A 20,582-nucleotide genomic window follows, 5' to 3' on the forward strand; every position below is an offset into this window, starting at 1 on the left:
ACCTTTACTAATCCTATAAAACACTTACTTTTCCTCTGTATTATTTGACAGCTAATTGCGTTAAAACATTAGGAGAACATGAGGAGAAGATAATGAAAAAATGCCTATTTACCCCTTTCTTTATAGCGATTGCATTACTGACGAGTGCCTCGGTTTTTGCACAATCAGCGGATACGACCTTAGTTGCAGATTTTGATGGCGCGAATAGCAGCTATTACGAATTATCTCTGGATCGCATCATTCATAATGATGATGCGGATCTTGAATCTCGACGTGAGAACCATGAAGTAAGTCGTCAAGAGCTTAGTGAAATTACTAACGACAAGCGTTTTACAGGTCGTCAATTTAACTTTTATAAACGATAAATTATAAGGGTAAGGCTATGTGCGAAGGGCAATGTTTATGCGGTTCTGTTAAATTACTGATTGATAAACCTATTGAAAAAATTCATGTTTGCCACTGTGGTATGTGTCAGACATGGAATGGTGGCCCCGGAATGACCGTAGAGTGTGGAGATAATCTGAATATCGAAGGTGAAGAGTTTGTCAGGTATTTTGCTTCTTCTGAATGGGCGGAGAGGGCATTTTGTCAACAGTGTGGTACCCATTTGTTTTATCATTTGCATACTCCATCGCTGTATTACGCCTCTGCGGCACTATTCAGTGAAAGTAATCATGCCTAGATGGGAACACAGATCTATATTGACTGTAAACCTAACTACTATAATTTTGTTGAAAAGACAATAATGCTTACTGAGCAAGATGTATTAAGCCTATTTAATAATAATTCAACGAGTTAACTGATTGGCAGGTATTATACCTGCTATTTATCTTAAGTTAATTTAAACCTTCATTTGTAATGTCAGTGTCGTAAAATTCAATTATAATTAATCTATTCGATTTTAATCTGTTTATTCCCCTCTGGGTTTTTTATATTCCCACTAAGTTAAATAAACAATATAACTTAGAGTTTTTAAACGCAGAGAGAGTAATTTGAGGAACAATTAATGAATAGTATGAAGGGTATGAAGCATGCGAGTAATATTGCTTGGGTACTTCAATGGGTTCTTAATATCGGTTTGATCGCTTTAGCGGCAGTATTGGTTTTCTTTTTAGCCAAAGAAACATTCACAATGGCCTCCTTGATGTTTGGGAGTACCCAAGAAGCTAAAGCGTATGAATTGTTAGAAGCTATTGTGATTTACTTTCTGTATTTTGAGTTCATTGCATTGATAATTAAGTATTTTATGTCAGGTTTCCATTTTCCACTACGCTATTTTATCTATATTGGAATAACCGCGATTATCCGCTTAATCATTGTTGACCATAGTGATCCAATGACGACACTCCTGCATGCGGGGGCAATCTTAGTTCTAGTGGTCGCACTTTATATTTCCAATACTGAGAAACTTAAACGCGAATAATACACTTCAAATTAATTTATCGGTCACGTCAAGGATAATAATAATCATTCTTCTTGGCGCGATTTTGAAATAAATAAAATCACTACCTAAGTAATATAATCCGATTGTAAATCGAGATTAAAATAAAATTAAAGGTAAATTATTTTAGATGAAAACCAATAATATAAGTATTGCTGAAAGGGAATGTTTAGTAGTTCTTATTCTGTTGAAATAAAGTCAGAAAGTGTTTTACTTTTCTAAATGGGTTATTTACTGTGATAATGTTTCTATTCTAATAACATAAGTAACTTGCAAACTATGACAACGAAAACACTACCTAGGAAAAAAGGGTTTTTAAATCGTGTTGAGCGTATCGGCAATGCTATGCCGGATGTAACAATGCTATTTGTTTACGCCCTAGTAATATGTTGGTTTTTATCTTATCTACTTTCATTTGTAGATTTTAGTTATTACCATCCTATCTCTAAAGAAAAAATCGCAGTTGTGAATATGTTTCAATATGAGGAAATCATATTATTTGTGACAACCGCGGTTAAAAATTTTATCAGTTTCCCACCTCTAGGGATAACCATTGTCGCAACGCTGGGCATTGGTATTGCGGAAAGCAGTGGATTTATTAACACTGCGCTGAAAAAAATGCTGTCTTTCATTTCACCAAAGATGCTGACGCCAACTGTCGTCTTTGTTGGGATTGTTTCCCACGTAGCTTCTGATTCTGCTTATGTCATCTTAATGCCAGTTGCAGCAATGATGTTCTACGCAAGTGGACGTCATCCTTTAGCTGGGATTGCGGCAGCATTTGCAGGTTTAGCGGGTGGATTTACAGCAAGCTATACGCCATCAATCATCGACCCCATCATGCAAAGTTTTACACAAGATGCGGCACAGATGCTAGCACCGGGATATAGCGTTAATGTGCTGTGTAACTATTTTTTCAGTCTTGGTGGTACTTTTGGTGTTATTTTCACTTGCTGGTTTATTACTGAAAAAATCGTAGAGCCGTGGTTAAATAAAAATGCACCAATTACACAGTCTGACGTAGATATCGATGCTGAGCAGGATTTAGGTAAAATTACGCCTCAAGAACACCGTGCGTTTCGTGTTGCAGGGTTGTTTGTGATAGGACTTGCTATTGGTTTATTTGCACTATTATGGCCAGAAAACTCGCCATTAAGAGGCCCCGATGGTAGCTTAACGAGCCCAAAAGCGCCAATAATGCAAATCATCGTGCCGTTACTGTTTATTTTCTTCGCATTACCCGGCATTGTGTATGGTTATATGACGAAGTCCTTCACCTCAACCAAAGATGTGGTTAAGGCGATGGAAAACATCACTAAATCTTTGATTCCATTTATTGTATTTGCTTTCTTTGCAGCTCAATTCCTGTATTCGTTCCAACACTCTAACTTAGGAACATTATTAGCATTATCAGGTGCGGAGTTATTACGTACCTTAGATATGCCATCAGGAATGACCGTATTTGGCGTGATTTTGCTGACCGCAGTGTTAAATATCATGATCACCTCAGCGACGTCTAAATGGGCGATTATGGCGCCAGTTTTGGTTCCAATGTTAATGGCAGTGGGTATTTCACCAGAATTAACTCAAGCAGCATTCCGTGTGAGCGATTCCGCGATGAACGTGAGTACCCCAATGTTCCCATTTTATCCGCTGATCTTAATGTATTGCCAAAAATACTATAAAAATGCGGGTATCGGTACATTGTGCTCAATGATGATCCCATTCACTATAGGGTTATTAATCACCTTAACAGCGACTTTATATCTGTTCTGGGCATTCGATATTCCAATTGGTTTTGATAGCGGTTATACATGGCAGCCTGCGCCATAAGTAAAAGGTATGTGAAATGAACGAATTAGGTAAACAGCTAGAAGAACGTTTTTATCGCTATGTGGCGATTGAAAGTCAAAGTAATGCATCAAGCTCGGTTGTACCAAGTACAGAAGGGCAGCGTGAGTTGGCACATTTACTTGCTAAAGAGTTAGAAAGCTATGGCTTGAAAGATGTATATGTAGATGAGCATGCCATTTTGTATGCTATGCGTCCCGGAAATAAACCGAAAGCACCGAAAATCGGTTTTGTGGCTCACTTAGATACGGTGGATGTAGGTTTATCTCCGGTGATTAAACCACAAACATTGAAGTATGAAGGTAAAGATCTGTGCCTGAATACTCAGGAAGATGTGTGGTTTAAAACGGCAGAGCACCCAGAAGCGACGGCTTATATCGGTGAAAATATCATTTTCAGTGATGGGACCAGTGTTCTTGGTGCTGATGACAAAGCGGCAATCACTGTGGTCATGGAGCTGATGAACAAGCTACAAAATGCAGATTTTGATTGTGGTGATATCTATGTGGCATTTGTACCAGATGAAGAAATCGGTCTTCGTGGTTCGAAAATCATGGATCTATCGCGCTTTAAAGTGGATTTTGCCTATACGATCGACTGTTGTGCATTAGGTGAAGTAGTATTTGAAACCTTTAACGCCGCTTCTATTGAGGTGGAAATTAAAGGGATCACTGCGCACCCAATGTCGGCGAAAAATGTATTATTGAATCCAATCCGTGTTGCTCATGATTTTATTGGTTGTTTCGACCGCTTTGATACACCAGAACACACTGAACATCGTGAAGGTTATTTCTACATCACAGACTTGGCAGCAAACCCAAATGAAGCAAAAATCAAAATGGCGATCCGTGATTTTGACCGCCCAAGTTTTGAAGCTCGTAAACGTTTTATTGCTGAGAGTATTGAACTGATTAGAACACGCCATCCGCGAGCAAAAATCGAGTTCAAAGTTGATGATGTCTATAGCAATATTAGCGACTCTATTGGTGAAGATCGTACGGCGGTAGATATTATTCTAGAAGCGCTAAAAATTCATAACATTGAGCCAAATATTATTCCAATGCGTGGGGGTACCGACGGTTCGGCACTGTCTGCTCGTGGGATCGTGACACCAAATTATTTTACGGGTGCACATAATTTCCATTCCCGTTTTGAATTTTTACCGATGACATCATTTGAGAAAAGTTATTTAGTTACTGAAACTATTTGCCGATTAGTCGGACAAAAATAACCGTATTTTAGTGATGTACTGTGTCGTAGCCGCTGAAGAGCGGCTATTTTTTTATTTATTGAATTATTCTAGCGATTAATAATTAAATTTGAATCATAACTGGAGGAATAAGTTGTTATTTTAATTTTAAAAGAAGATATAACTTATTGATATTTTCATTTATGATTCTTCCGATTATTGTGGGTAAATAATAGGAGATATGTTTGATTAATATAATAATTATTGATGATAGTAATATTTCGATTCGAGGTATTGAAGCAATCTTAGCCCGACACTCCCGCTATAAAGTTGTTATGTCATTTCCGAATCTTGATCAAGTTATCACTTGGAATCGTCAGAATAGGGCGAATATTATTTTAATCAGTAGTGAGCATTGCCATTTTGGTTCATTAAAAACACTCGCGACGATTAGACGCACTCAGCCAGATGTCGGCATTATTATTTATAACATCCGAAATAATTACTCTTTTGTTTTAAGGGCCTTAGATATTGGTATCTTTGGTATTTTAAGCGCAAATATCAACGAAGATGAGTTGATTGAATCCATTCAGATTGTAAACGCACGACAGAAGATTATTTCCCCTGATATCGCTCAACATATTGCTTTGCAACGTGTTAATCAGAGAAACCAACTTGATATTCATGAGCTACTCTCAGCAAGGGAATTAGAAATTATGCTGATGATCACGAAGGGCGTACCCGTTAAGCAGGTTGCTGACCGTTTGTCATTAAGCCCAAAAACAGTAAATACCTACCGTTATCGAATGTTTGGTAAACTTAATATCTGTAGTGATGTAGAATTAACACATATAGCAATTAGCTATGATTTAATCACAGCAAAACAGGGTTTATCCGGGTGGCAGAACAGTTTGATCCAAAAGCTTTCTTAAAAACAGTAACCAACCAACCTGGCGTCTATCGTATGTATGACGCTGGGGGAACGGTTATCTATGTAGGAAAAGCAAAAGACCTTAAAAAAAGGCTTTCGAGTTATTTCCGTGAAAATGTCAGTAGCCGCAAAACAGAGCAACTCGTCAAACATATCGCTTCCATTGATGTGACTGTAACGCACACTGAAACTGAAGCTTTGTTGCTGGAACATAATTACATTAAGCTTTATCAACCACGCTATAACGTATTGTTGCGAGATGATAAATCCTATCCTTATATTTTCCTTAGTAAAGAAACACATCCAAGAATTTCACTCCATCGTGGTGCAAAACATGCGAAAGGGGAATACTTTGGTCCGTTTCCAAGCTCATATGCGGTCAGGGAAACATTAGCATTGATGCAAAAATTGTTTCCTATCCGCCAATGCGAAGATAGCGTTTATAAAAATCGTTCGAGACCTTGCTTACAGTACCAAATTGGACGTTGCTTAGGGCCTTGTGTTCAAGGATTAGTGACTGATGAAGAGTATGATCAGCAGGTTAATTACGTGCGTCTTTTCTTGACCGGGAAGGATAAGCAGGTATTAACCGGGCTGGTGGATCGCATGGAGAAAGCCAGCCAAGAATTGCGTTTTGAAGATGCGGCTCGTTTTCGTGACCAAATTCAAGCGGTGCGAGCAGTTACTGAAGAGCAATACGTTTCAGGGGATCATGATGACCTTGATGTCATTGGTGTGGCATTTGAATCGGGTTTAGCCTGTGTCCACGTCCTCTTTATTCGTCAAGGTAAAGTACTGGGAAGTCGTAGTTATTATCCAAAAATTCCATCGGGTACGCTATTGGATGAAGTCGTACAAACCTTCTTAGGGCAATTTTATTTGCAAGGTAGCGAAAATCGTACGTTACCGGGTGAGATTCTGATTGATTTTCCATTAACTGAAAAAGTTTTGCTGGCGGATTCACTGTCTGAATTAGCAGGGCGTAAAATCAATATTCAAAGCCAGCCTAGAGGCACCCGCGCTCGTTACTTAAAATTAGCTCGAACTAATGCGTCGATAGCGTTGTCTACTAAATTAGCTCAGCAATCTACTATTCAGCAGCGCATGGCGGCGCTATCTAAAGTGGTGAATATCGAAAATATTTCGCGTATGGAATGTTTTGATATTTCCCACACTATGGGGGAGCAAACGGTGGCCTCCTGTGTTGTTTTTGATAAAACTGGCCCAGTAAAATCGGAATATCGTCGTTACAATATTACTGGGATCACTCCCGGCGATGATTATGCTGCAATGCATCAGGTATTAACTCGCCGTTATGGCAAGCATATTGATGAAAGCAAAATTCCAGACATCATTTTTATTGATGGAGGAAAAGGGCAGCTTGGGCAAGCCAAAGATGTCTTTGATTCTCTCGATGTTGATTGGGATAAAAATCATCCATTGCTAATTGGAGTGGCAAAGGGAAGCGATCGTAAAGCGGGTTTAGAAACCCTGTTTTTAAAACCTGAAGGTGAAGGCTTTGCTCTACCACCGGACTCTCCTGCCTTACATGTGATTCAACATATTCGTGATGAATCACACAATCATGCGATTACAGGGCATCGTCAGCGTCGAGCTAAAGTGAAAAATACCAGCGCATTGGAGTCTATCGAAGGCGTCGGACCAAAACGTCGCCAGATGCTTTTAAAGTATATGGGGGGCTTACAACCTTTACGTAATGCGAGCATAGAAGAAATCGCAAAAGTGCCCTCGATCTCATACGCGCTGGCAGAAAAGATTTATAATGCATTGAAACAGTAGGTATCTTAGTGCAACATACTAAGGTATCCGTCTTGGACTAAACGTTAGTGAGCGCGATGAAATTAAATATACCAACGTGGTTGACTCTATTTCGTGTCATCCTGATACCGTTTTTTGTAATAGCGTTTTATCTTCCTGTCAGTTGGGGGCCTTTTGTTTGTGCGTTGATTTTTGTTGTCGCCGCAGTAACAGATTGGTTTGATGGGTTTTTAGCGCGTTTATGGAAGCAGACGACTAAGTTTGGCGCATTTCTTGATCCTGTCGCTGACAAAGTGATGGTGGCTACAGCACTAGTTTTAGTGACGGAAAGTTTTGATGTTTGGTATGTGACTTTGCCGGCTGCAACTATGATTGCTCGTGAAATTATCATATCGTCCCTGAGAGAGTGGATGGCAGAAATTGGTAAGCGCAGTAGTGTGGCAGTTTCTTGGATCGGTAAGTTCAAAACTACGGCTCAAATGATGTCGCTGGTGGGCTTATTATGGCGTCCAACACCGCTTATCGAGAACTTGTCGATTGCACTTTTATATATCGCTGCAATTCTGACTTTCTGGTCTATGTATCAATATTTAAAAGCGGCGTGGGGCGATTTGAGCGAAGCGTGATCGAAATGATTGAAAAAACAGCGAACGATCCAATTTTTTCAATAATTGTATTGACTCGATATTTGAAATCAGTAGAATGCATCGCATCGAACGGCAACACGGTTTACGAAAATAAATAAGTAAATCAGCCAGTTTGAAAGCAAAACTGAAAAGTTAAGCTTAGCGGGAATAGCTCAGTTGGTAGAGCACGACCTTGCCAAGGTCGGGGTCGCGAGTTCGAGTCTCGTTTCCCGCTCCAATCTTGAAAAAGATTAGGGTGTAAGGCGCGTTAGCAAAGCGGTTATGCACCGGATTGCAAATCCGTGTAGCTCGGTTCGACTCCGGGACGCGCCTCCAAATTTAGGCCCAGGTGGTGAAATCGGTAGACACAAGGGATTTAAAATCCCTCGGCTGTAAGGCTGTGCGGGTTCAAGTCCCGCCCTGGGCACCATATTCAGCGAATGGACCAAATTGGTCCATTTTGCTTTAAGTCTTAAGCTAGTTGATAAACATCGTTTTTCTTACTAGTAAGTAGTAAATAGCAGTATTAAAAATTTGGCCCAGGTGGTGAAATCGGTAGACACAAGGGATTTAAAATCCCTCGGCTGTAAGGCTGTGCGGGTTCAAGTCCCGCCCTGGGCACCATATAAAACTTAACGATTTTTTGAATAAATTAAAAATTCGCTAAGCAAGTAAAAGAAAGAGCCACCCAATGGGTGGCTTTTTTACATCAAAAATAAGCCAAAGGTAGCTATTATCAAGTAAATCTACGTTTATTGGCGGTTTTGTCATTTTTCCCCTTATTTTCTAAATTTACCTTTTTTATAGGTAAAATCACGTAAGTCAGACCCATCCGACTTTATTTTATGCCAGTATCTTTTTTTTAGAAAAAGGAGAAAGGTATGTCTAATATGAAAACTGAAATTGTCGTGGTTCGTCTAACTAAACAAGAGCGAGCCCTATTAGATGCAATTAAAACCAAGCCACTACTTGCAGATTGGCTGAAAGAACTCGCTTTTTCTCAAGTGAAGCAGCAAGAAAATACTCAAAAACCGAAATAAACTGGTCTGTTCACTATGTTTATTGCCACTGCATCTTAAGTATGTGGCGAATATCAGGTATATTAGTTGTCGATTGTTAGCTACCAAGAAAAAATGACTATGATTATCAAACCTAAAATTCGTGGTTTTATCTGCACTACAGCTCATCCTGCCGGCTGTGAAGCCCATGTTCGTGAGCAAATGGCCTATGTTAAATCTCGTGGTGAACTGAAAAATGGACCGAAAAAGGTTCTGGTAATTGGTGCCTCCACTGGTTATGGCTTGGCTTCGCGCATTAATGCTGCTTTTGGCAGCGGTGCTGCGACTATCGGCGTTTTCTTTGAGAAACCGGGTAGTGAGAGCAAAACAGGTTCTGCAGGCTGGTATAATGCAGCCGGTTTCGACAAAGCAGCGAAAGAAGCGGGTCTGTATGCAAAAAGTATTAACGGTGATGCATTCTCTAATGAATGCCGAGAAACCGTTATTGATCTGATTAAAAAAGACTTAGGTCAAATCGATTTAGTGGTTTATTCACTGGCATCCCCAGTGCGTAAAATGCCTGAAACTGGTGAAATTGTTCGTTCAGCACTGAAACCTATTGGTGAACCATACAAATCAGTTGCTCTGGATACTAACAAAGATATTCTGATCGAAGCTGTTGTTGAGCCTGCAAATGAACAGGAAATCGAAGACACCATTAAAGTTATGGGTGGACAAGATTGGGAACTGTGGATGAACGCTTTAGCGGATGCGGGTGTTCTAGCAGATAATGCACAAGCGGTTGCTTATTCCTATATTGGTACTGATTTAACATGGCCGATCTATTGGCATGGTACATTAGGTAAAGCGAAGGAAGATTTAGACCGTGCAGCTCATGCCATCAATGAAAAAATGGCAGAAAAAGGCGGCTCGGCACATGTCGCTGTACTGAAATCTGTGGTTACGCAAGCATCTTCAGCTATTCCGGTTATGCCTTTGTATATCTCTATTGTATTCAAAATTATGAAAGAGAAAGGCATTCACGAAGGTTGTATCGAGCAAATCCAGCGTTTATTCGCAACCAAGTTATTTAATGGTGAAACGCCAGAAACAGATGAAAAAAATCGTCTGCGGTTAGATGATTGGGAATTGCGTGATGACGTGCAAGAAACTTGCCGTGAAATCTGGAAGCAACTGACTGATGACAACATCAATGACTTAACTGATTACCAAGGCTATAAAGCAGAATTTCTGCGTTTATTCGGCTTTGGCTTAGACGGTGTTGATTACGAAGCTGACTTAAGCGGCGAAGCTAATTTTGAAGTCATCGAATTAGTCTAATAGATAAGTAGAGTTAAGTTCCTCTATTATTAACCCCGAGCACTAGCAAAACTGGTTCTCGGGGTTTTGTTTTATTGTTATTTAGAGTCTTAATTAACTAACTTATTCTTGGCTGTTATTAATACAGAGAGGATCATTGAAATGTTGATCGTGGAAATGTTAAGTACAGGTGATGAAGTACTGCATGGGCAAATTATCGATACCAATTCAGCGTGGCTTGCGGATTGTTTTTTTCAGCAAGGATTACCACTCCACAGTCGAACGACGGTGGGAGATAATTTAGACAGTTTAGTCACAACATTTCTAGAACGTAGTCAGCATGCAGATGTGGTTATCGTTAATGGTGGGTTAGGTCCAACAAGTGATGATTTGAGTGCAATGGCGGCCGCAATCGCAGCGAAAGTCCCTCTGGTTGAGCATCCAGAATGGATAGCGGTAATGGAAAGCTATTTTGTGGCTAGAGGCCGTGAAATGCCTGCAACAAATCGTAAACAGGCGATGTTACCTGCGAATGCAGAATTAATTGATAATCCAGTCGGTACAGCGTGTGGCTTTGCTTTGTATATCAATGATTGCTGGTTCTTTTTTACACCAGGTGTCCCATCTGAATTTAAAGTGATGGTCAACGAGCAAATTATTCCACGTTTACGTCAAAAAATGTCGCTTCCTGAACCGCCAATTTGTATGCGCTTAACCAGCTTTGGACGAAGTGAAAGTAGTCTTGCGGCACAATTTGATGATTTACCGTTACCAAATGGGTGCATTTTAGGTTATCGATCGTCAATGCCAATTATTGAATTGAAACTGACTGGGCCTGCTAAACAATGCCATGAAATGGCTGAGATATGGCAGAAAATTAAGATGGGAGTTGGTGATAATCTTGTCTTTGAAGGTACGGAAGGAATTGGATCTTTAGTACGTAAAAAATTGGAGCAAAAACACCATCGTGTTGCAGTGAGTGAGCAGTTTAGTGCGGGTTTACTATATTGGACATTAGATGCGGCGAATGCTCCAGTAGTCAATGGCTATATCGAGAAAACGGCAGAAGAACAGAATCTAGCCAGCCTAATACAGAGTGCAACGAAGATTGCGAAACAGCAAGGTTGTACCATCGGTTTAGCTCTGGGAACATATCAAGATGGCCATTTAGCCATGGCGTTATATACACCAGATAGTTGCTATGCTCAAAAAGTGAGCTATCTACCTCGGTATCATACACAGTTAGAAAAACAGCAAGTTAGCGTTATGTTGATGCTGGATATGTTATCGCGTTGGTTGGATGGGCGCTCTGTTATTGGTGAATATGAGTGGTTGGTACAAATTGATATTTTAATTGAGTCATGAAAATAATTTACAGATCCCCCTATTTATTGGGGGATGAGTGATTGAATATATGATTATTTTTCGGTGGGTGAAATTGTATCAATCATAAAATTTAGTGCTGAAATACCTTTTTCACAGGCTGTATTTTGAAATACCGAAGGTGTTTTTTCTATTTTTCGTTTTAACGTATCAATTTGATTTGCATAAATCTCGGCTCCAGCGATATCTGGATTATCTTTAAGATATTCAATAAAGACCTCAACATTCTGATAGAAATAATCACAAGGTTTTTCAGAGATATCAATTTTCGATAGATTTTGCAGGGATTCTGGAATTAAATTTTCAGTTGCTAGCGTAACGTAATCACCATCTTGTACTTGCTGAACGACAGTATCAATTTTAGCTTTTAAATCAAAAAACATAACTAAAGCTATAATGAGTGCAGCTAAGAGAATCATATTGATGCTAATACTAATACCCAATAAGTATTTTTTCATTTTATCCCTCAACATGATAAATATGATAGTTAAAGGCTAATTATCGATTTTAGAGAAGTAACCTATTAATAAATCAATGAATTTAAAATATATCTATAAATAATTTAGCAGGAAAAAACCAAACTGTAACTAAGATAATCAGCAAATAGTCGAATTAAGATGTCAAATAATGTTTCCCGCAGGAAAATATTTGTGAGATTCAAAAACTTTAATGTGTGTAAAACATGAAAGCCCGTAGATATTATCACTTTGGATGTGCTATATATCTGCAAATGAATTTATTAGGCTAATCTATGTTTAATCTCTCTGAATTATTTAATGATTCTCCGATTGACTCTATCTTATTGTTTATAATTACTTTTGTTCTTCTAATTACGTCTGCTTATATTGGTAAATATATTTTTAAACGGCGTAGCACTCATGAAGAAATTGCGGATGACGAAGCAAAAATCATTCTAGGTGCCATACTCTCTCTTCTTGGCTTGCTAATCGGATTTGTATTATCGATCTCCATTAATGGATATAACAACCGCCAACAAACAGAAGAAAATGAAGCGATTGCTATCGGTAATGCATACCAAAGGGCGCAATTACTCAGTGGTGATGAGCGAGCGGATGCTTCACTTTTGATCCAGCAATATCTGGATGCGCGTATTGAATTTTTTAGATCTGGAGTGAGTGATGAAAATAATCAATGGCGTATGGCATCATTGGCTAAGCAAGGGCAATTATGGGAAATCGGCGTAAAGCAAGCGCAGGAGTCACCGAATCCTGTTGTGTCCTCAGTGCTGACGGCATTTGGTGATCTATATGTTTCTCAGCAAAAAACGATGGCAAGTTGGCGGCATCAAATTCCAAATGCGGCGTGGTTCTTACTGATATTCTTTGCTATCTGTTCGAATATCTTAATTGGTTACAATATTCGTGGGACGAAAGGAAAAAACTGGTTAATTGTTATCTTACCGTCATTAACGACATTGGCATTATTTATGATTGCGGAGATCGATATACCAGGAGAAGGGGTCATTCATGTCACGCCTGATGATTTACTGTTACTACAAGACTTCTTATTTAAGGATGGTGCTTGGCTGGGAAAGTAAATTAGTGCGAAAAAGAAAACCCTCCGAGTGATTAGCTCAGAGGGTTGAGAGATTAGCGAACGATAATCCCTAATAAAATTCCGATAGCGCCAAAGTCTGCATCACTAAAGGTGGTATTTGCGATACCGATGTCCCCAAGGACTGGCAGTAAGAATACCGGTAAGAATGTGATTAACAAACCTTGAGCAAATGCACCTAAGATTGCGCCTCGACGTCCACCTGTCGCATTACCGAATACCCCCGCAGCAGCACCCACGAAAAAGTGTGGAACAACGCCTGGAATAATCACGGTCATATTTAATGCATACAGAATGAACATACCTAATACACCTGCGGCAAAGCTGCTTAAGAAGCCAACTAAAACTGCATTTGGTGCATAAGGGAAAACTACTGGGCAGTCTAATGCGGGTTTCGCATTAGGGACTAATTTGTCTGAAATACCTTTAAATGCAGGTACGATCTCAGCAATAACCATACGTACACCTTGCAGGATAATATAGACACCCGCAGCGAAGGTAATGGATTGCATCAAGGAGAACATAAACCAGTTTTTGCCACCACTGACTTCACGAACATAATCACCCCCTGCAAATAAGCAGGTAATGATGAAAATAATGAACATAGTGAAAGAAATAGCGACGGGTGTATCACGCAGGAATAACAAGCTTTTTGGTACATTCATATCTTCTGTTGAATGTTCTTTATTACCAAATTTACTACCGATAAAACCTGCTAAAACATAGGAAATAGTAGAGAAGTGGCCAATTGCCACGTCATCGGAGCCAGTCACTTTCTTCATGTATGGATGTGCAATGGCAGGGAAAAATACCATACAGAAGCCGACGATCAGTGAACCGACTGCCACTAACATGGTTCCTTCCATACCAGCTGTCGATAAGATCACTGCAATCATCATCGACATAAATAAAGTATGGTGACCTGTTAAGAAGATGAATTTCCATGGTGTTAAGCGTGCAATCAAGATATTGATTAACATCGCAAAAAACATAATCATCGCCATTTCACGACCAAAGCTTTTTTGTGCAATAGACACAATAGCTTCGTTATTTGGTACGACACCGTTGATACCAAACGCGTGTTGGAAAATCGCCGAAAAATCACCTAACGAGCTGACGACTAAACCAGCACCTGCACCTAAAATCACAAAACCCATAATGGTTTTGATGGTGCCTTTGATGCATTCAGTGACAGGTTTTTTTTGAGCAATTAAGCCAATTAGCGCTATCAGACCGACCAGAACTGCCGGTTCGGATAGGACATCTTGCATCAGAAAACGAAAGAATTCCATGTAGCCTCCGGTTGGTTACAGCGCGCCGAGTTTTTGTAAAGCAGCGCTCAGACGCTCTTTCATCGCGACTTTGTCGATCATGTTTGCTAAAGCAACAATTTCACCGCCAACTTGTTGAGCGACTAATTGCTCCGCAATATCAGTTGTTCCAACGAAAATATCACTCACAGTGCCTTTAGCAGAACCTAAGTCAACGTGGTCAACATCAGCCGTGACTTGAAGATCTTTCAAAATTGTCTTGATGCTCATTTCCATCATCAGACTTGTACCTAAACCATTTCCACAAACAACAGTGATTTTCATAATATTTACCTTGTTACTGAATTATTTATATTTAGCGATGATTTGAAGGATGTCATCTACGTTTTCTGACTGCATGATGCTATCAATATCTTCTTGGTTATCAAATAGTTCAGCCAATTTTGCAATAGCACCAATATGGCTATTACTATCTGTTGCGGCAAGAACAATCAATAATTTAATAGGGTCGTTGCCCTCTGAACCAAATTCTACACCTTGCTTGAGTACGGTTAAGCCCAGAGAAAGTTGGTTGACGCCATCTTCAGGGCGGGCATGAGGCATCGCAATTCCTGGACCTAATACATAGTAAGGGCCAATTTTTTCATGAGATTGAATGATTGCATCAATATAGCGAGGTTCGATGAATTTATTATTAATTAATGGGTTACAGGCGATTTTAATCGCGTCACGCCAGTCGGTGGCGCTTTCAACCACCTGAATCACATTCGGGGTGAGTAATGTTGTTAGCATTGGCTTGGCTCCTGGTAAAAAATAACAATTTATATTAGATATTTTATTAGTTGCATGAATAGTAGTGATCTATGGTAGCGCTATCTAGCTGAATTGTTCATTTTCGTGATAGCGCTATCATTTTGACTAATAATCCTACTTTAAATCCTTTTTAGGCTGTTTGTGGGTTAATTAACAAATTAAACCTGTGGTAAGTTATAGGCGTTGATTAATAAGTTTAGATGAAACCAGATAACTTCATGCAGAAAACCCGAAAAAGAAAAAATACTGGAAGAGTGACATTACAAGATGTAGCAAAATATGCTGGCGTCGGGTCAATGACGGTTTCAAGAGCCTTAAGAACCCCAGAACTTGTTTCAGATAAGCTCAGAGAAAAAATTAATGAGGCGGTTGAGGAGCTCGGCTATATTCCTAACTTAGCGGCTGGAATTCTTGCTTCAGGGCAAAGCAGAACAATTGCTGTATTAATTCCCTCATTAAGAGATAATGCAAGTTCGGCTTTTTTGCAGTCTCTGCAGGAAGTATTGAATAAAAATAGTTACCAAGTGGTTATAGGCAGCCATGATTACCAGCATAAAAAAGAATCAGAGGTTCTGACAACGTTACTGCAAAGTAGCCCTGCGGCACTGGTAATTTTTGGTGCTATCAATTCTGAATCTGTGCTGAGTACATTAAAGAATATTGCTATTCCAGTGATTAATGTTGCGGGGGAGTCAAATTATCCGTTTACGTTGAATATTAAAAGTCACTGCGGTGAAGCGGTTAATTTTCTGACAAACTATCTTCTGCAAAAAGGCTATCAGCGTATCGGCTATATTGGTGCGCAAATGGATAGCAAAATGCAAAGTCAGCAACTAAGTGGTTGGAATAAAGCATTGCTTAGTCACAATTTGAGTGCTGAGCAGAGTATTACGACACCTTATGTGGCGACAATGGATTTTGGTCGACAAGCAATTAGTGAAATGCTAACTCGCCAACCAGAATTGGAAGCGGTGATTTGTAGCCATGAGATGATTGCATTAGGCGTCATTTTTGAATGTCAGCGGAGATTAATTAAAATTCCTAAAATGTTGGCGGTGGTCTGTGTAGAAGGGTCAGAAAATTGTGATCACATACACCCATCTTTAACTTCTGCTCGTATTGATTACAGTAAAATGGCACGAGAAACTGCGAGAAGATTACAGCGGTGGCTGGAAGGAACGGAAGAAAATTATGAGAATATTCAAGAAGAAATAGTATTCCCATATAAATTCGAGGCTCGCCAAAGTGGCTAAATTAAGTTCAGAATAAAATGGTCTTATCGTAAGACCATTTTCGATATTAGCTTGATATACTAGCTTGTTTTCAGTAATTTTTGGCGTTGAATATAGCGAGCTTGAGCTATTTCCAAGTAGGATTCAATTGCGGAATAAATTTGCGAACTTAACATTTTTACTTCTGGGTCACTATGTAAAGCGGTAGATGTTAACTTAATGAATTCCTTCATGAAAACTTCAACTGAAGGGTGTTTTTCTGCAAGATTAGTATAGTAATACTGGTATACATAGGACTCTTGAGAATGGCTTAATTCGGTATTATTTTTGATATTATTAGTTGCAAGCAGCAGCAGTTGGATGTTTGTCATGTTGGATCCTATTTTTGTTTTTTTGAATATTACATGAGTTAAAAAAAACAGTTTGTCAAAAATAGTCGGATAATTTTATATTTTAGTTTTTATATTACCCCTATAAATATAATTCTTAGTATATCATTATGTTAACGGATAATCATAATTCTTGAGCGTCAAGATAAGAGAATATGCTTTTTAGATAAAATAAATAATATTAACCTTGTTTTTTAATTTCCAAATTAAATATTGTAAAATGTCATTCATGTTCATAAATAGATGAAATTAAAGGAATTTTAATGAAATCAACAAGATGCATTAAGTTGTTGATTTTTATGAGCTATTTGCCACTTTATCAAAAATAATATAAATATTAGATAAGAAAGTGACTTTTTGGTTTAAATATAGAAATTTTATATTTAAGCAAGTAAGGGTCTTTATTTAATTAATATCTATACTTTAAATTTAAATAAATAAAATCTATTTATTTAAATTTATTTTCAATTATCTCTATCACCATTTTAAATATATAAATCATGAGTGGGATTCTATTATATTTTATTAAAGGTCAATAGCATTAGGTAAAATAACCAGATCGCGTATAGTAATATATCTTGGGCGTGTTAGCATAAATAGCGCCGCTTCAGCAACTTCAATAGGCAACATAATATTTCCACTGGCCAGTTCTGCATCAATTTTTTCTTTTGACCAACTATCAAGTGCAGCCGTTACAACGGGACCGGGTAATATTGCACCAACACGTATACCATGCTGAGCAACTTGGCGTCGAGTGGCATGCACAAAAGTTTGTACAGCAAATTTAGAGGCGCTATAAATAGGTTCCCAATCCATTGGAATTACGCCAGCAATTGAACTAGTAAATAAAATATCGCCAGATTTTCGTTCAATAAAATAAGGTAGAACTGTTCGAATACAACGGAAGGTTGCGTTAATATTTAAATTTAATATCCTATCCCAAATATCGGGATCACCTTCAGCAATGGCACCACCAATATGAGCGCCTGCGTTAGCATGAAAAATATCTAAACGACCTGTTTTCTCAAGGATAGCATCTAATATTCCATTAACTTGAATGGGGTCCATTAAATCAATAACGAGAGAAATTGCATTCTGACCCAGTTCTGCAACAGCGTGGTTTAATTTATTTTCATCACGATCAATCAGAACTACCGTCGCACCTGCATTAATGAGTGTTCTAGCACACTCAAGCCCTATACCAGAAGCGGCTCCGGTAATTGCAGCAACTTTATTTTCCAATAAGATAGCCATGGTATTTACTCCAAAATGATAAAATAACAAAGTTACATAGCAAGTGCAGAAAAATACGGTTTGAATTTATATTTCAAACCGTAGCGAGAACTATTTATTTAAGGCTTCTAAGCGTAACTGATGACGCTGGTTATAAAATTTAACATAGGTCAGATAACCGGCCAGAATAGTTGAAAGGCTAGCGGTAGCTAATAGCATGAAAGTCACCATTATTTGGTATTTAACGGCTTCTAATGGATCAACTCCAGCAAATATTAATCCGGACATCATCCCTGGTAGACTAACTATTCCTACTGTTTTTGCTGAATCTACGGTGGGAATTAATGATGCACGAATGCTTTCGCGAATAATTGCAGCGGAAGCAACTTTAGGTGTTGCTCCCAAACTCAGCATTTCTTGAATTTGTTGTTGCTGGCTATTAAATCGTTGCCCTAAATTATTGAAACATAAGCCTACCGCAATCATCGCATTACCTGCAATCATGCCAGTAATTGGGATCACTTGCATAGGGGTAAAAGCAATGGCTTCAGTGACAATCAGCACACATAAAGTAATAAATGTTCCAGATGTAATGGCAATTAGCGCCGTCGGGAATAGTTTATCGAGGTATTTACTTCTCTTCTTGGCATTCCAGGCAGCATTAAAACAGATAAATAAAACGAGTGCGACAGTAAGAATTTTATTATCTAAATGGAAAATATATTTGAGGATATAGCCAGCAATTAATAACTGAACAATTGCACGGCAAGTACTCCAGATGATGTCTTTTTCTAAGGATAATTTTTCTTTATGACTAATAAAAATCGCTACTAAAACTAGCATGATAGAAAAAGCGAGTGACTCATTAGAAATAGTTGGATGATTCACGTTAAATTCCTATTCTTCACTATGATGAACGGGCAGGGAAATAATATCATCGGCGTGGGTAATTTCATCTTGGTCATGGGTTACCCATAACACACCAATTTTATTATCTACTGCTAATTGATGAATAAGTTGGTTCACTTTGAGTTTATTTTGTTCATCTAAAGCACTGGTTATTTCATCTAATAGCAAGATCTGAGGTAAAAACTGTAGATTACGAATTAGGGATATACGCTGTTTCTCCCCCCCAGAAAGCTCATTAATACTTTTATCCAGAATCGACTCAGGTAATGATAGATACGCCAAGTCTTGGATAATTTTTTCCTTATTGAATGGCAAATTGCGAATTTGATAAGGAAAAAATAGATTTTCATAGACTGTGGATCCAAACAAAGTTGGCGTTTGAGTGCAGTATGAGACTTGTTGGCGATACTTTTCAGGAGGAATGTTATTAATATTCTCCCCTAAAAAGAGAATCTCCCCTTGGGTTGGTGAGATAAGTGAGGAAACTATTTTTAATAAGGTACTTTTTCCACAACCAGACGGCCCAGTAATCAGTTTAAATTCTCCAGGATATAGGTCAATCTGCACATTATCTAAAATAGTTTTTTGGTTAATCTGGTAACCAATATTTTTGAGTTGTAAAAGTACGTTTTTTGTATCCATTTCAGGGTCAACTCCATTCTAATATAACGATTATTATGCGCTAATTTAGCCTAAATTGACATAAGGTTATCAATGGTAATTTTATATAAATTGAGTTTGCATGGAAAAAAGGGTTGGATTATCATTTCAATAGAAATTTATTTGGGAGATGGCATTCCTCCTACCCAAACCGTCCATATTGGACTGATGATGCCTACGTAAACCTTTTCAATAGAATGGGCGCGTAGGTTTTATGTGCCCAAATTTTAGGGCATAAATGTCTAGTTAGGACTCTTTCCTTGCATTTATTCCCCCTAACTGGTAAGGAAAGCAGCTATGTATGCATCTCTCTTTTCTATTGCGCTAGGCTCCATCTTGGGGGGCTGGTTAAGATGGATAATTGGTTTAAAACTGAATAACCTACATCCGCATATTCCATTTGGTACGGTGTTTGTTAATCTCATCGGTGGTTTTATCATCGGTTTTGCTGTGTCTTATTTTGCGAGTGCCAATATCAATCCCGCTTATAAACTCTTTATTGTGACCGGTTTTTGTGGTGCATTTACCACGTTTTCCACTTTTTCACTGGAAGTGCTAGTTATGCTACAAGAGGGAAAGCTGATGGTTGCATTTAGTACTATCGCTATTCATGTTATTGGGGCATTGCTGTTTACATTATTGGGAATGTTATGCCATAACTTTTTGGCTCAAGGGTGATGAGCTCATAAGATATCTACTGCCACCTACTTAGTTATATTAGTGGGTGGTTTTTGATTTTTAGGACTATGAAAATAGAAAAATATCAGAGAATCAACGAGCCTTATCAGGAAAGTTATCCATGTTAAACAATAAAGCAGATTATTTTACCTAGATGGATATGAAAATGTTTTTATAGGGAATAGATTGCTACCGTGTTGGGAATTTTCAAAAATATATCCCTAGTCGAAAGAATATAATTTGATACTCATTTCTATGAACCACAAGAATTTATAATTATAGAAATTAAGCTAAGTATTATTTT

General features: G+C 38.4%; 22 protein-coding genes, 4 tRNA genes and 1 riboswitch. Of the genes, 18 read left to right on the forward strand and 8 right to left on the reverse strand.

The window, feature by feature from the left end:
• The first annotated feature begins 92 nt into the window (after positions 1-92).
• From PR761_RS05960 to PR761_RS06030, 15 genes are all read left to right on the forward strand, one after another.
• Complete coding sequence (locus PR761_RS05960) at positions 93-365, forward strand: hypothetical protein (protein WP_006813341.1); 273 nt, start codon at positions 93-95, stop codon at positions 363-365.
• Between the two features lie 17 nt (positions 366-382).
• Entirely contained in the window at positions 383-682 is a 300-nt protein-coding gene (locus tag PR761_RS05965; RefSeq protein WP_326832400.1) for a GFA family protein, read from the forward strand.
• Between the two features lie 333 nt (positions 683-1,015).
• A complete protein-coding gene (psiE, locus tag PR761_RS05970; protein WP_172459984.1) occupies positions 1,016-1,423 on the forward strand; it encodes a phosphate-starvation-inducible protein PsiE in 408 nt (135 codons plus the stop codon).
• A 297-nt stretch (positions 1,424-1,720) separates the two neighbouring features.
• Positions 1,721-3,274 (forward strand): AbgT family transporter, encoded by a 1,554-nt coding sequence (locus PR761_RS05975; RefSeq protein ID WP_006813338.1) that lies wholly within the window; start codon positions 1,721-1,723, stop codon positions 3,272-3,274.
• Positions 3,275-3,290: 16 nt separating this feature from the next.
• Positions 3,291-4,523: a peptidase T gene (gene pepT / locus PR761_RS05980; protein WP_006813337.1), complete on the forward strand. Its 1,233-nt coding sequence runs from the start codon at positions 3,291-3,293 to the stop codon at positions 4,521-4,523.
• A gap of 203 nt (positions 4,524-4,726) precedes the next feature.
• On the forward strand, positions 4,727-5,413 hold the full coding sequence (locus PR761_RS05985) for a LuxR C-terminal-related transcriptional regulator (RefSeq protein ID WP_039854204.1): 687 nt from the start codon (positions 4,727-4,729) through the stop codon (positions 5,411-5,413).
• Entirely contained in the window at positions 5,380-7,212 is a 1,833-nt protein-coding gene (gene uvrC, locus PR761_RS05990) for an excinuclease ABC subunit UvrC (RefSeq protein ID WP_006813335.1), read from the forward strand. Before PR761_RS05985 ends, uvrC begins: the two co-directional genes overlap by 34 nt.
• Before the next feature lie 56 nt (positions 7,213-7,268).
• Complete coding sequence (gene pgsA, locus PR761_RS05995) at positions 7,269-7,817, forward strand: CDP-diacylglycerol--glycerol-3-phosphate 3-phosphatidyltransferase (RefSeq protein WP_006813334.1); 549 nt, start codon at positions 7,269-7,271, stop codon at positions 7,815-7,817.
• A gap of 162 nt (positions 7,818-7,979) precedes the next feature.
• Positions 7,980-8,055: transfer RNA gene (locus tag PR761_RS06000), tRNA-Gly, on the forward strand.
• Positions 8,056-8,079: 24 nt separating this feature from the next.
• Positions 8,080-8,153: transfer RNA gene (locus PR761_RS06005), tRNA-Cys, on the forward strand.
• 7 nt (positions 8,154-8,160) lie between these two features.
• Positions 8,161-8,247: transfer RNA gene (locus PR761_RS06010), tRNA-Leu, on the forward strand.
• A 107-nt stretch (positions 8,248-8,354) separates the two neighbouring features.
• A tRNA-Leu gene (locus PR761_RS06015) sits at positions 8,355-8,441 on the forward strand.
• Between the two features lie 257 nt (positions 8,442-8,698).
• A complete protein-coding gene (locus PR761_RS06020) occupies positions 8,699-8,857 on the forward strand; it encodes a hypothetical protein (RefSeq protein WP_006813333.1) in 159 nt (52 codons plus the stop codon).
• Between the two features lie 99 nt (positions 8,858-8,956).
• Complete coding sequence (fabV, locus tag PR761_RS06025; protein ID WP_154611044.1) at positions 8,957-10,156, forward strand: enoyl-ACP reductase FabV; 1,200 nt, start codon at positions 8,957-8,959, stop codon at positions 10,154-10,156.
• A gap of 141 nt (positions 10,157-10,297) precedes the next feature.
• Complete coding sequence (locus tag PR761_RS06030) at positions 10,298-11,500, forward strand: nicotinamide mononucleotide deamidase-related protein YfaY (protein WP_006813331.1); 1,203 nt, start codon at positions 10,298-10,300, stop codon at positions 11,498-11,500.
• A gap of 53 nt (positions 11,501-11,553) precedes the next feature.
• On the opposite strand, the gene PR761_RS06035 is transcribed toward PR761_RS06030, so the two are convergent.
• The gene (locus PR761_RS06035; RefSeq protein ID WP_039854200.1) at positions 11,554-11,976 is read right to left on the reverse strand and encodes a hypothetical protein; all 423 of its coding nucleotides are present in this window, start codon (positions 11,974-11,976) and stop codon (positions 11,554-11,556) included.
• Between the two features lie 293 nt (positions 11,977-12,269).
• Between PR761_RS06035 and PR761_RS06040 the strand changes: the two genes are divergently transcribed.
• Positions 12,270-13,076 carry a bestrophin-like domain gene (locus PR761_RS06040; RefSeq protein WP_006813329.1) on the forward strand — a complete coding sequence of 269 codons (807 nt, stop codon included), beginning with the start codon at positions 12,270-12,272 and terminating at the stop codon, positions 13,074-13,076.
• A 52-nt stretch (positions 13,077-13,128) separates the two neighbouring features.
• Here the strand turns inward: PR761_RS06040 and PR761_RS06045 are convergent, their stop codons facing one another.
• Genes PR761_RS06045 through PR761_RS06055 form a run of 3 tightly spaced genes read right to left on the reverse strand, consistent with a single transcriptional unit; the run spans position 13,129 to position 15,156 of the window.
• Positions 13,129-14,385 carry a PTS ascorbate transporter subunit IIC gene (locus tag PR761_RS06045; protein WP_006813328.1) on the reverse strand — a complete coding sequence of 419 codons (1,257 nt, stop codon included), beginning with the start codon at positions 14,383-14,385 and terminating at the stop codon, positions 13,129-13,131.
• 15 nt (positions 14,386-14,400) lie between these two features.
• Positions 14,401-14,688, reverse strand: a complete 288-nt coding sequence (locus tag PR761_RS06050; protein WP_006813327.1) for a PTS sugar transporter subunit IIB — start codon at positions 14,686-14,688, stop codon at positions 14,401-14,403.
• A gap of 21 nt (positions 14,689-14,709) precedes the next feature.
• On the reverse strand, positions 14,710-15,156 hold the full coding sequence (locus tag PR761_RS06055) for a PTS sugar transporter subunit IIA (protein ID WP_006813326.1): 447 nt from the start codon (positions 15,154-15,156) through the stop codon (positions 14,710-14,712).
• 239 nt (positions 15,157-15,395) lie between these two features.
• On the opposite strand from PR761_RS06055, the gene PR761_RS06060 reads away from it, so the two are divergent.
• On the forward strand, positions 15,396-16,430 hold the full coding sequence (locus PR761_RS06060) for a LacI family DNA-binding transcriptional regulator (RefSeq protein WP_039854419.1): 1,035 nt from the start codon (positions 15,396-15,398) through the stop codon (positions 16,428-16,430).
• A gap of 59 nt (positions 16,431-16,489) precedes the next feature.
• On the opposite strand, the gene PR761_RS06065 is transcribed toward PR761_RS06060, so the two are convergent.
• The 4 genes from PR761_RS06065 to fetA form a co-directional block, all read right to left on the reverse strand.
• Complete coding sequence (locus tag PR761_RS06065; protein WP_006813324.1) at positions 16,490-16,780, reverse strand: hypothetical protein; 291 nt, start codon at positions 16,778-16,780, stop codon at positions 16,490-16,492.
• A gap of 543 nt (positions 16,781-17,323) precedes the next feature.
• Complete coding sequence (locus PR761_RS06070) at positions 17,324-18,052, reverse strand: SDR family oxidoreductase (protein WP_112836598.1); 729 nt, start codon at positions 18,050-18,052, stop codon at positions 17,324-17,326.
• Positions 18,053-18,142: 90 nt separating this feature from the next.
• The gene (fetB, locus tag PR761_RS06075; RefSeq protein WP_039854196.1) at positions 18,143-18,919 is read right to left on the reverse strand and encodes an iron efflux ABC transporter permease subunit FetB; all 777 of its coding nucleotides are present in this window, start codon (positions 18,917-18,919) and stop codon (positions 18,143-18,145) included.
• Positions 18,920-18,928: 9 nt separating this feature from the next.
• Complete coding sequence (gene fetA, locus PR761_RS06080) at positions 18,929-19,582, reverse strand: iron efflux ABC transporter ATP-binding subunit FetA (protein WP_006813321.1); 654 nt, start codon at positions 19,580-19,582, stop codon at positions 18,929-18,931.
• A 135-nt stretch (positions 19,583-19,717) separates the two neighbouring features.
• A riboswitch (Fluoride riboswitch) is annotated at positions 19,718-19,785 on the forward strand.
• A gap of 112 nt (positions 19,786-19,897) precedes the next feature.
• Between fetA and crcB the strand changes: the two genes are divergently transcribed.
• Positions 19,898-20,278: a fluoride efflux transporter CrcB gene (gene crcB / locus PR761_RS06085; protein ID WP_006813320.1), complete on the forward strand. Its 381-nt coding sequence runs from the start codon at positions 19,898-19,900 to the stop codon at positions 20,276-20,278.
• Positions 20,279-20,582: the final 304 nt, after the last annotated feature.

The organism is Providencia sp. PROV210 (genome assembly GCF_028479445.1).
In the GTDB taxonomy this organism is placed as follows: domain Bacteria; phylum Pseudomonadota; class Gammaproteobacteria; order Enterobacterales; family Enterobacteriaceae; genus Providencia; species Providencia rustigianii.

What these genes read in the sequence shown, in the direction of transcription:
- PR761_RS05960 (WP_006813341.1), top strand. Translation starts at nt 93, where the DNA reads ATGAAAAAATGCCTATTTACCCCTTTCTTTATAGCGATTGCATTACTG.
- PR761_RS05965 (WP_326832400.1), top strand. Translation starts at nt 383, where the DNA reads ATGTGCGAAGGGCAATGTTTATGCGGTTCTGTTAAATTACTGATTGAT.
- psiE (WP_172459984.1), top strand. Translation starts at nt 1,016, where the DNA reads ATGAAGGGTATGAAGCATGCGAGTAATATTGCTTGGGTACTTCAATGG.
- PR761_RS05975 (WP_006813338.1), top strand. Translation starts at nt 1,721, where the DNA reads ATGACAACGAAAACACTACCTAGGAAAAAAGGGTTTTTAAATCGTGTT.
- pepT (WP_006813337.1), top strand. Translation starts at nt 3,291, where the DNA reads ATGAACGAATTAGGTAAACAGCTAGAAGAACGTTTTTATCGCTATGTG.
- pgsA (WP_006813334.1), top strand. Translation starts at nt 7,269, where the DNA reads ATGAAATTAAATATACCAACGTGGTTGACTCTATTTCGTGTCATCCTG.
- PR761_RS06020 (WP_006813333.1), top strand. Translation starts at nt 8,699, where the DNA reads ATGTCTAATATGAAAACTGAAATTGTCGTGGTTCGTCTAACTAAACAA.
- fabV (WP_154611044.1), top strand. Translation starts at nt 8,957, where the DNA reads ATGATTATCAAACCTAAAATTCGTGGTTTTATCTGCACTACAGCTCAT.
- PR761_RS06030 (WP_006813331.1), top strand. Translation starts at nt 10,298, where the DNA reads ATGTTGATCGTGGAAATGTTAAGTACAGGTGATGAAGTACTGCATGGG.
- PR761_RS06035 (WP_039854200.1), bottom strand. Translation starts at nt 11,976, where the DNA reads ATGAAAAAATACTTATTGGGTATTAGTATTAGCATCAATATGATTCTC.
- PR761_RS06040 (WP_006813329.1), top strand. Translation starts at nt 12,270, where the DNA reads ATGTTTAATCTCTCTGAATTATTTAATGATTCTCCGATTGACTCTATC.
- PR761_RS06045 (WP_006813328.1), bottom strand. Translation starts at nt 14,385, where the DNA reads ATGGAATTCTTTCGTTTTCTGATGCAAGATGTCCTATCCGAACCGGCA.
- PR761_RS06050 (WP_006813327.1), bottom strand. Translation starts at nt 14,688, where the DNA reads ATGAAAATCACTGTTGTTTGTGGAAATGGTTTAGGTACAAGTCTGATG.
- PR761_RS06055 (WP_006813326.1), bottom strand. Translation starts at nt 15,156, where the DNA reads ATGCTAACAACATTACTCACCCCGAATGTGATTCAGGTGGTTGAAAGC.
- PR761_RS06060 (WP_039854419.1), top strand. Translation starts at nt 15,396, where the DNA reads ATGCAGAAAACCCGAAAAAGAAAAAATACTGGAAGAGTGACATTACAA.
- PR761_RS06065 (WP_006813324.1), bottom strand. Translation starts at nt 16,780, where the DNA reads ATGACAAACATCCAACTGCTGCTGCTTGCAACTAATAATATCAAAAAT.
- PR761_RS06070 (WP_112836598.1), bottom strand. Translation starts at nt 18,052, where the DNA reads ATGGCTATCTTATTGGAAAATAAAGTTGCTGCAATTACCGGAGCCGCT.
- fetA (WP_006813321.1), bottom strand. Translation starts at nt 19,582, where the DNA reads ATGGATACAAAAAACGTACTTTTACAACTCAAAAATATTGGTTACCAG.
- crcB (WP_006813320.1), top strand. Translation starts at nt 19,898, where the DNA reads ATGTATGCATCTCTCTTTTCTATTGCGCTAGGCTCCATCTTGGGGGGC.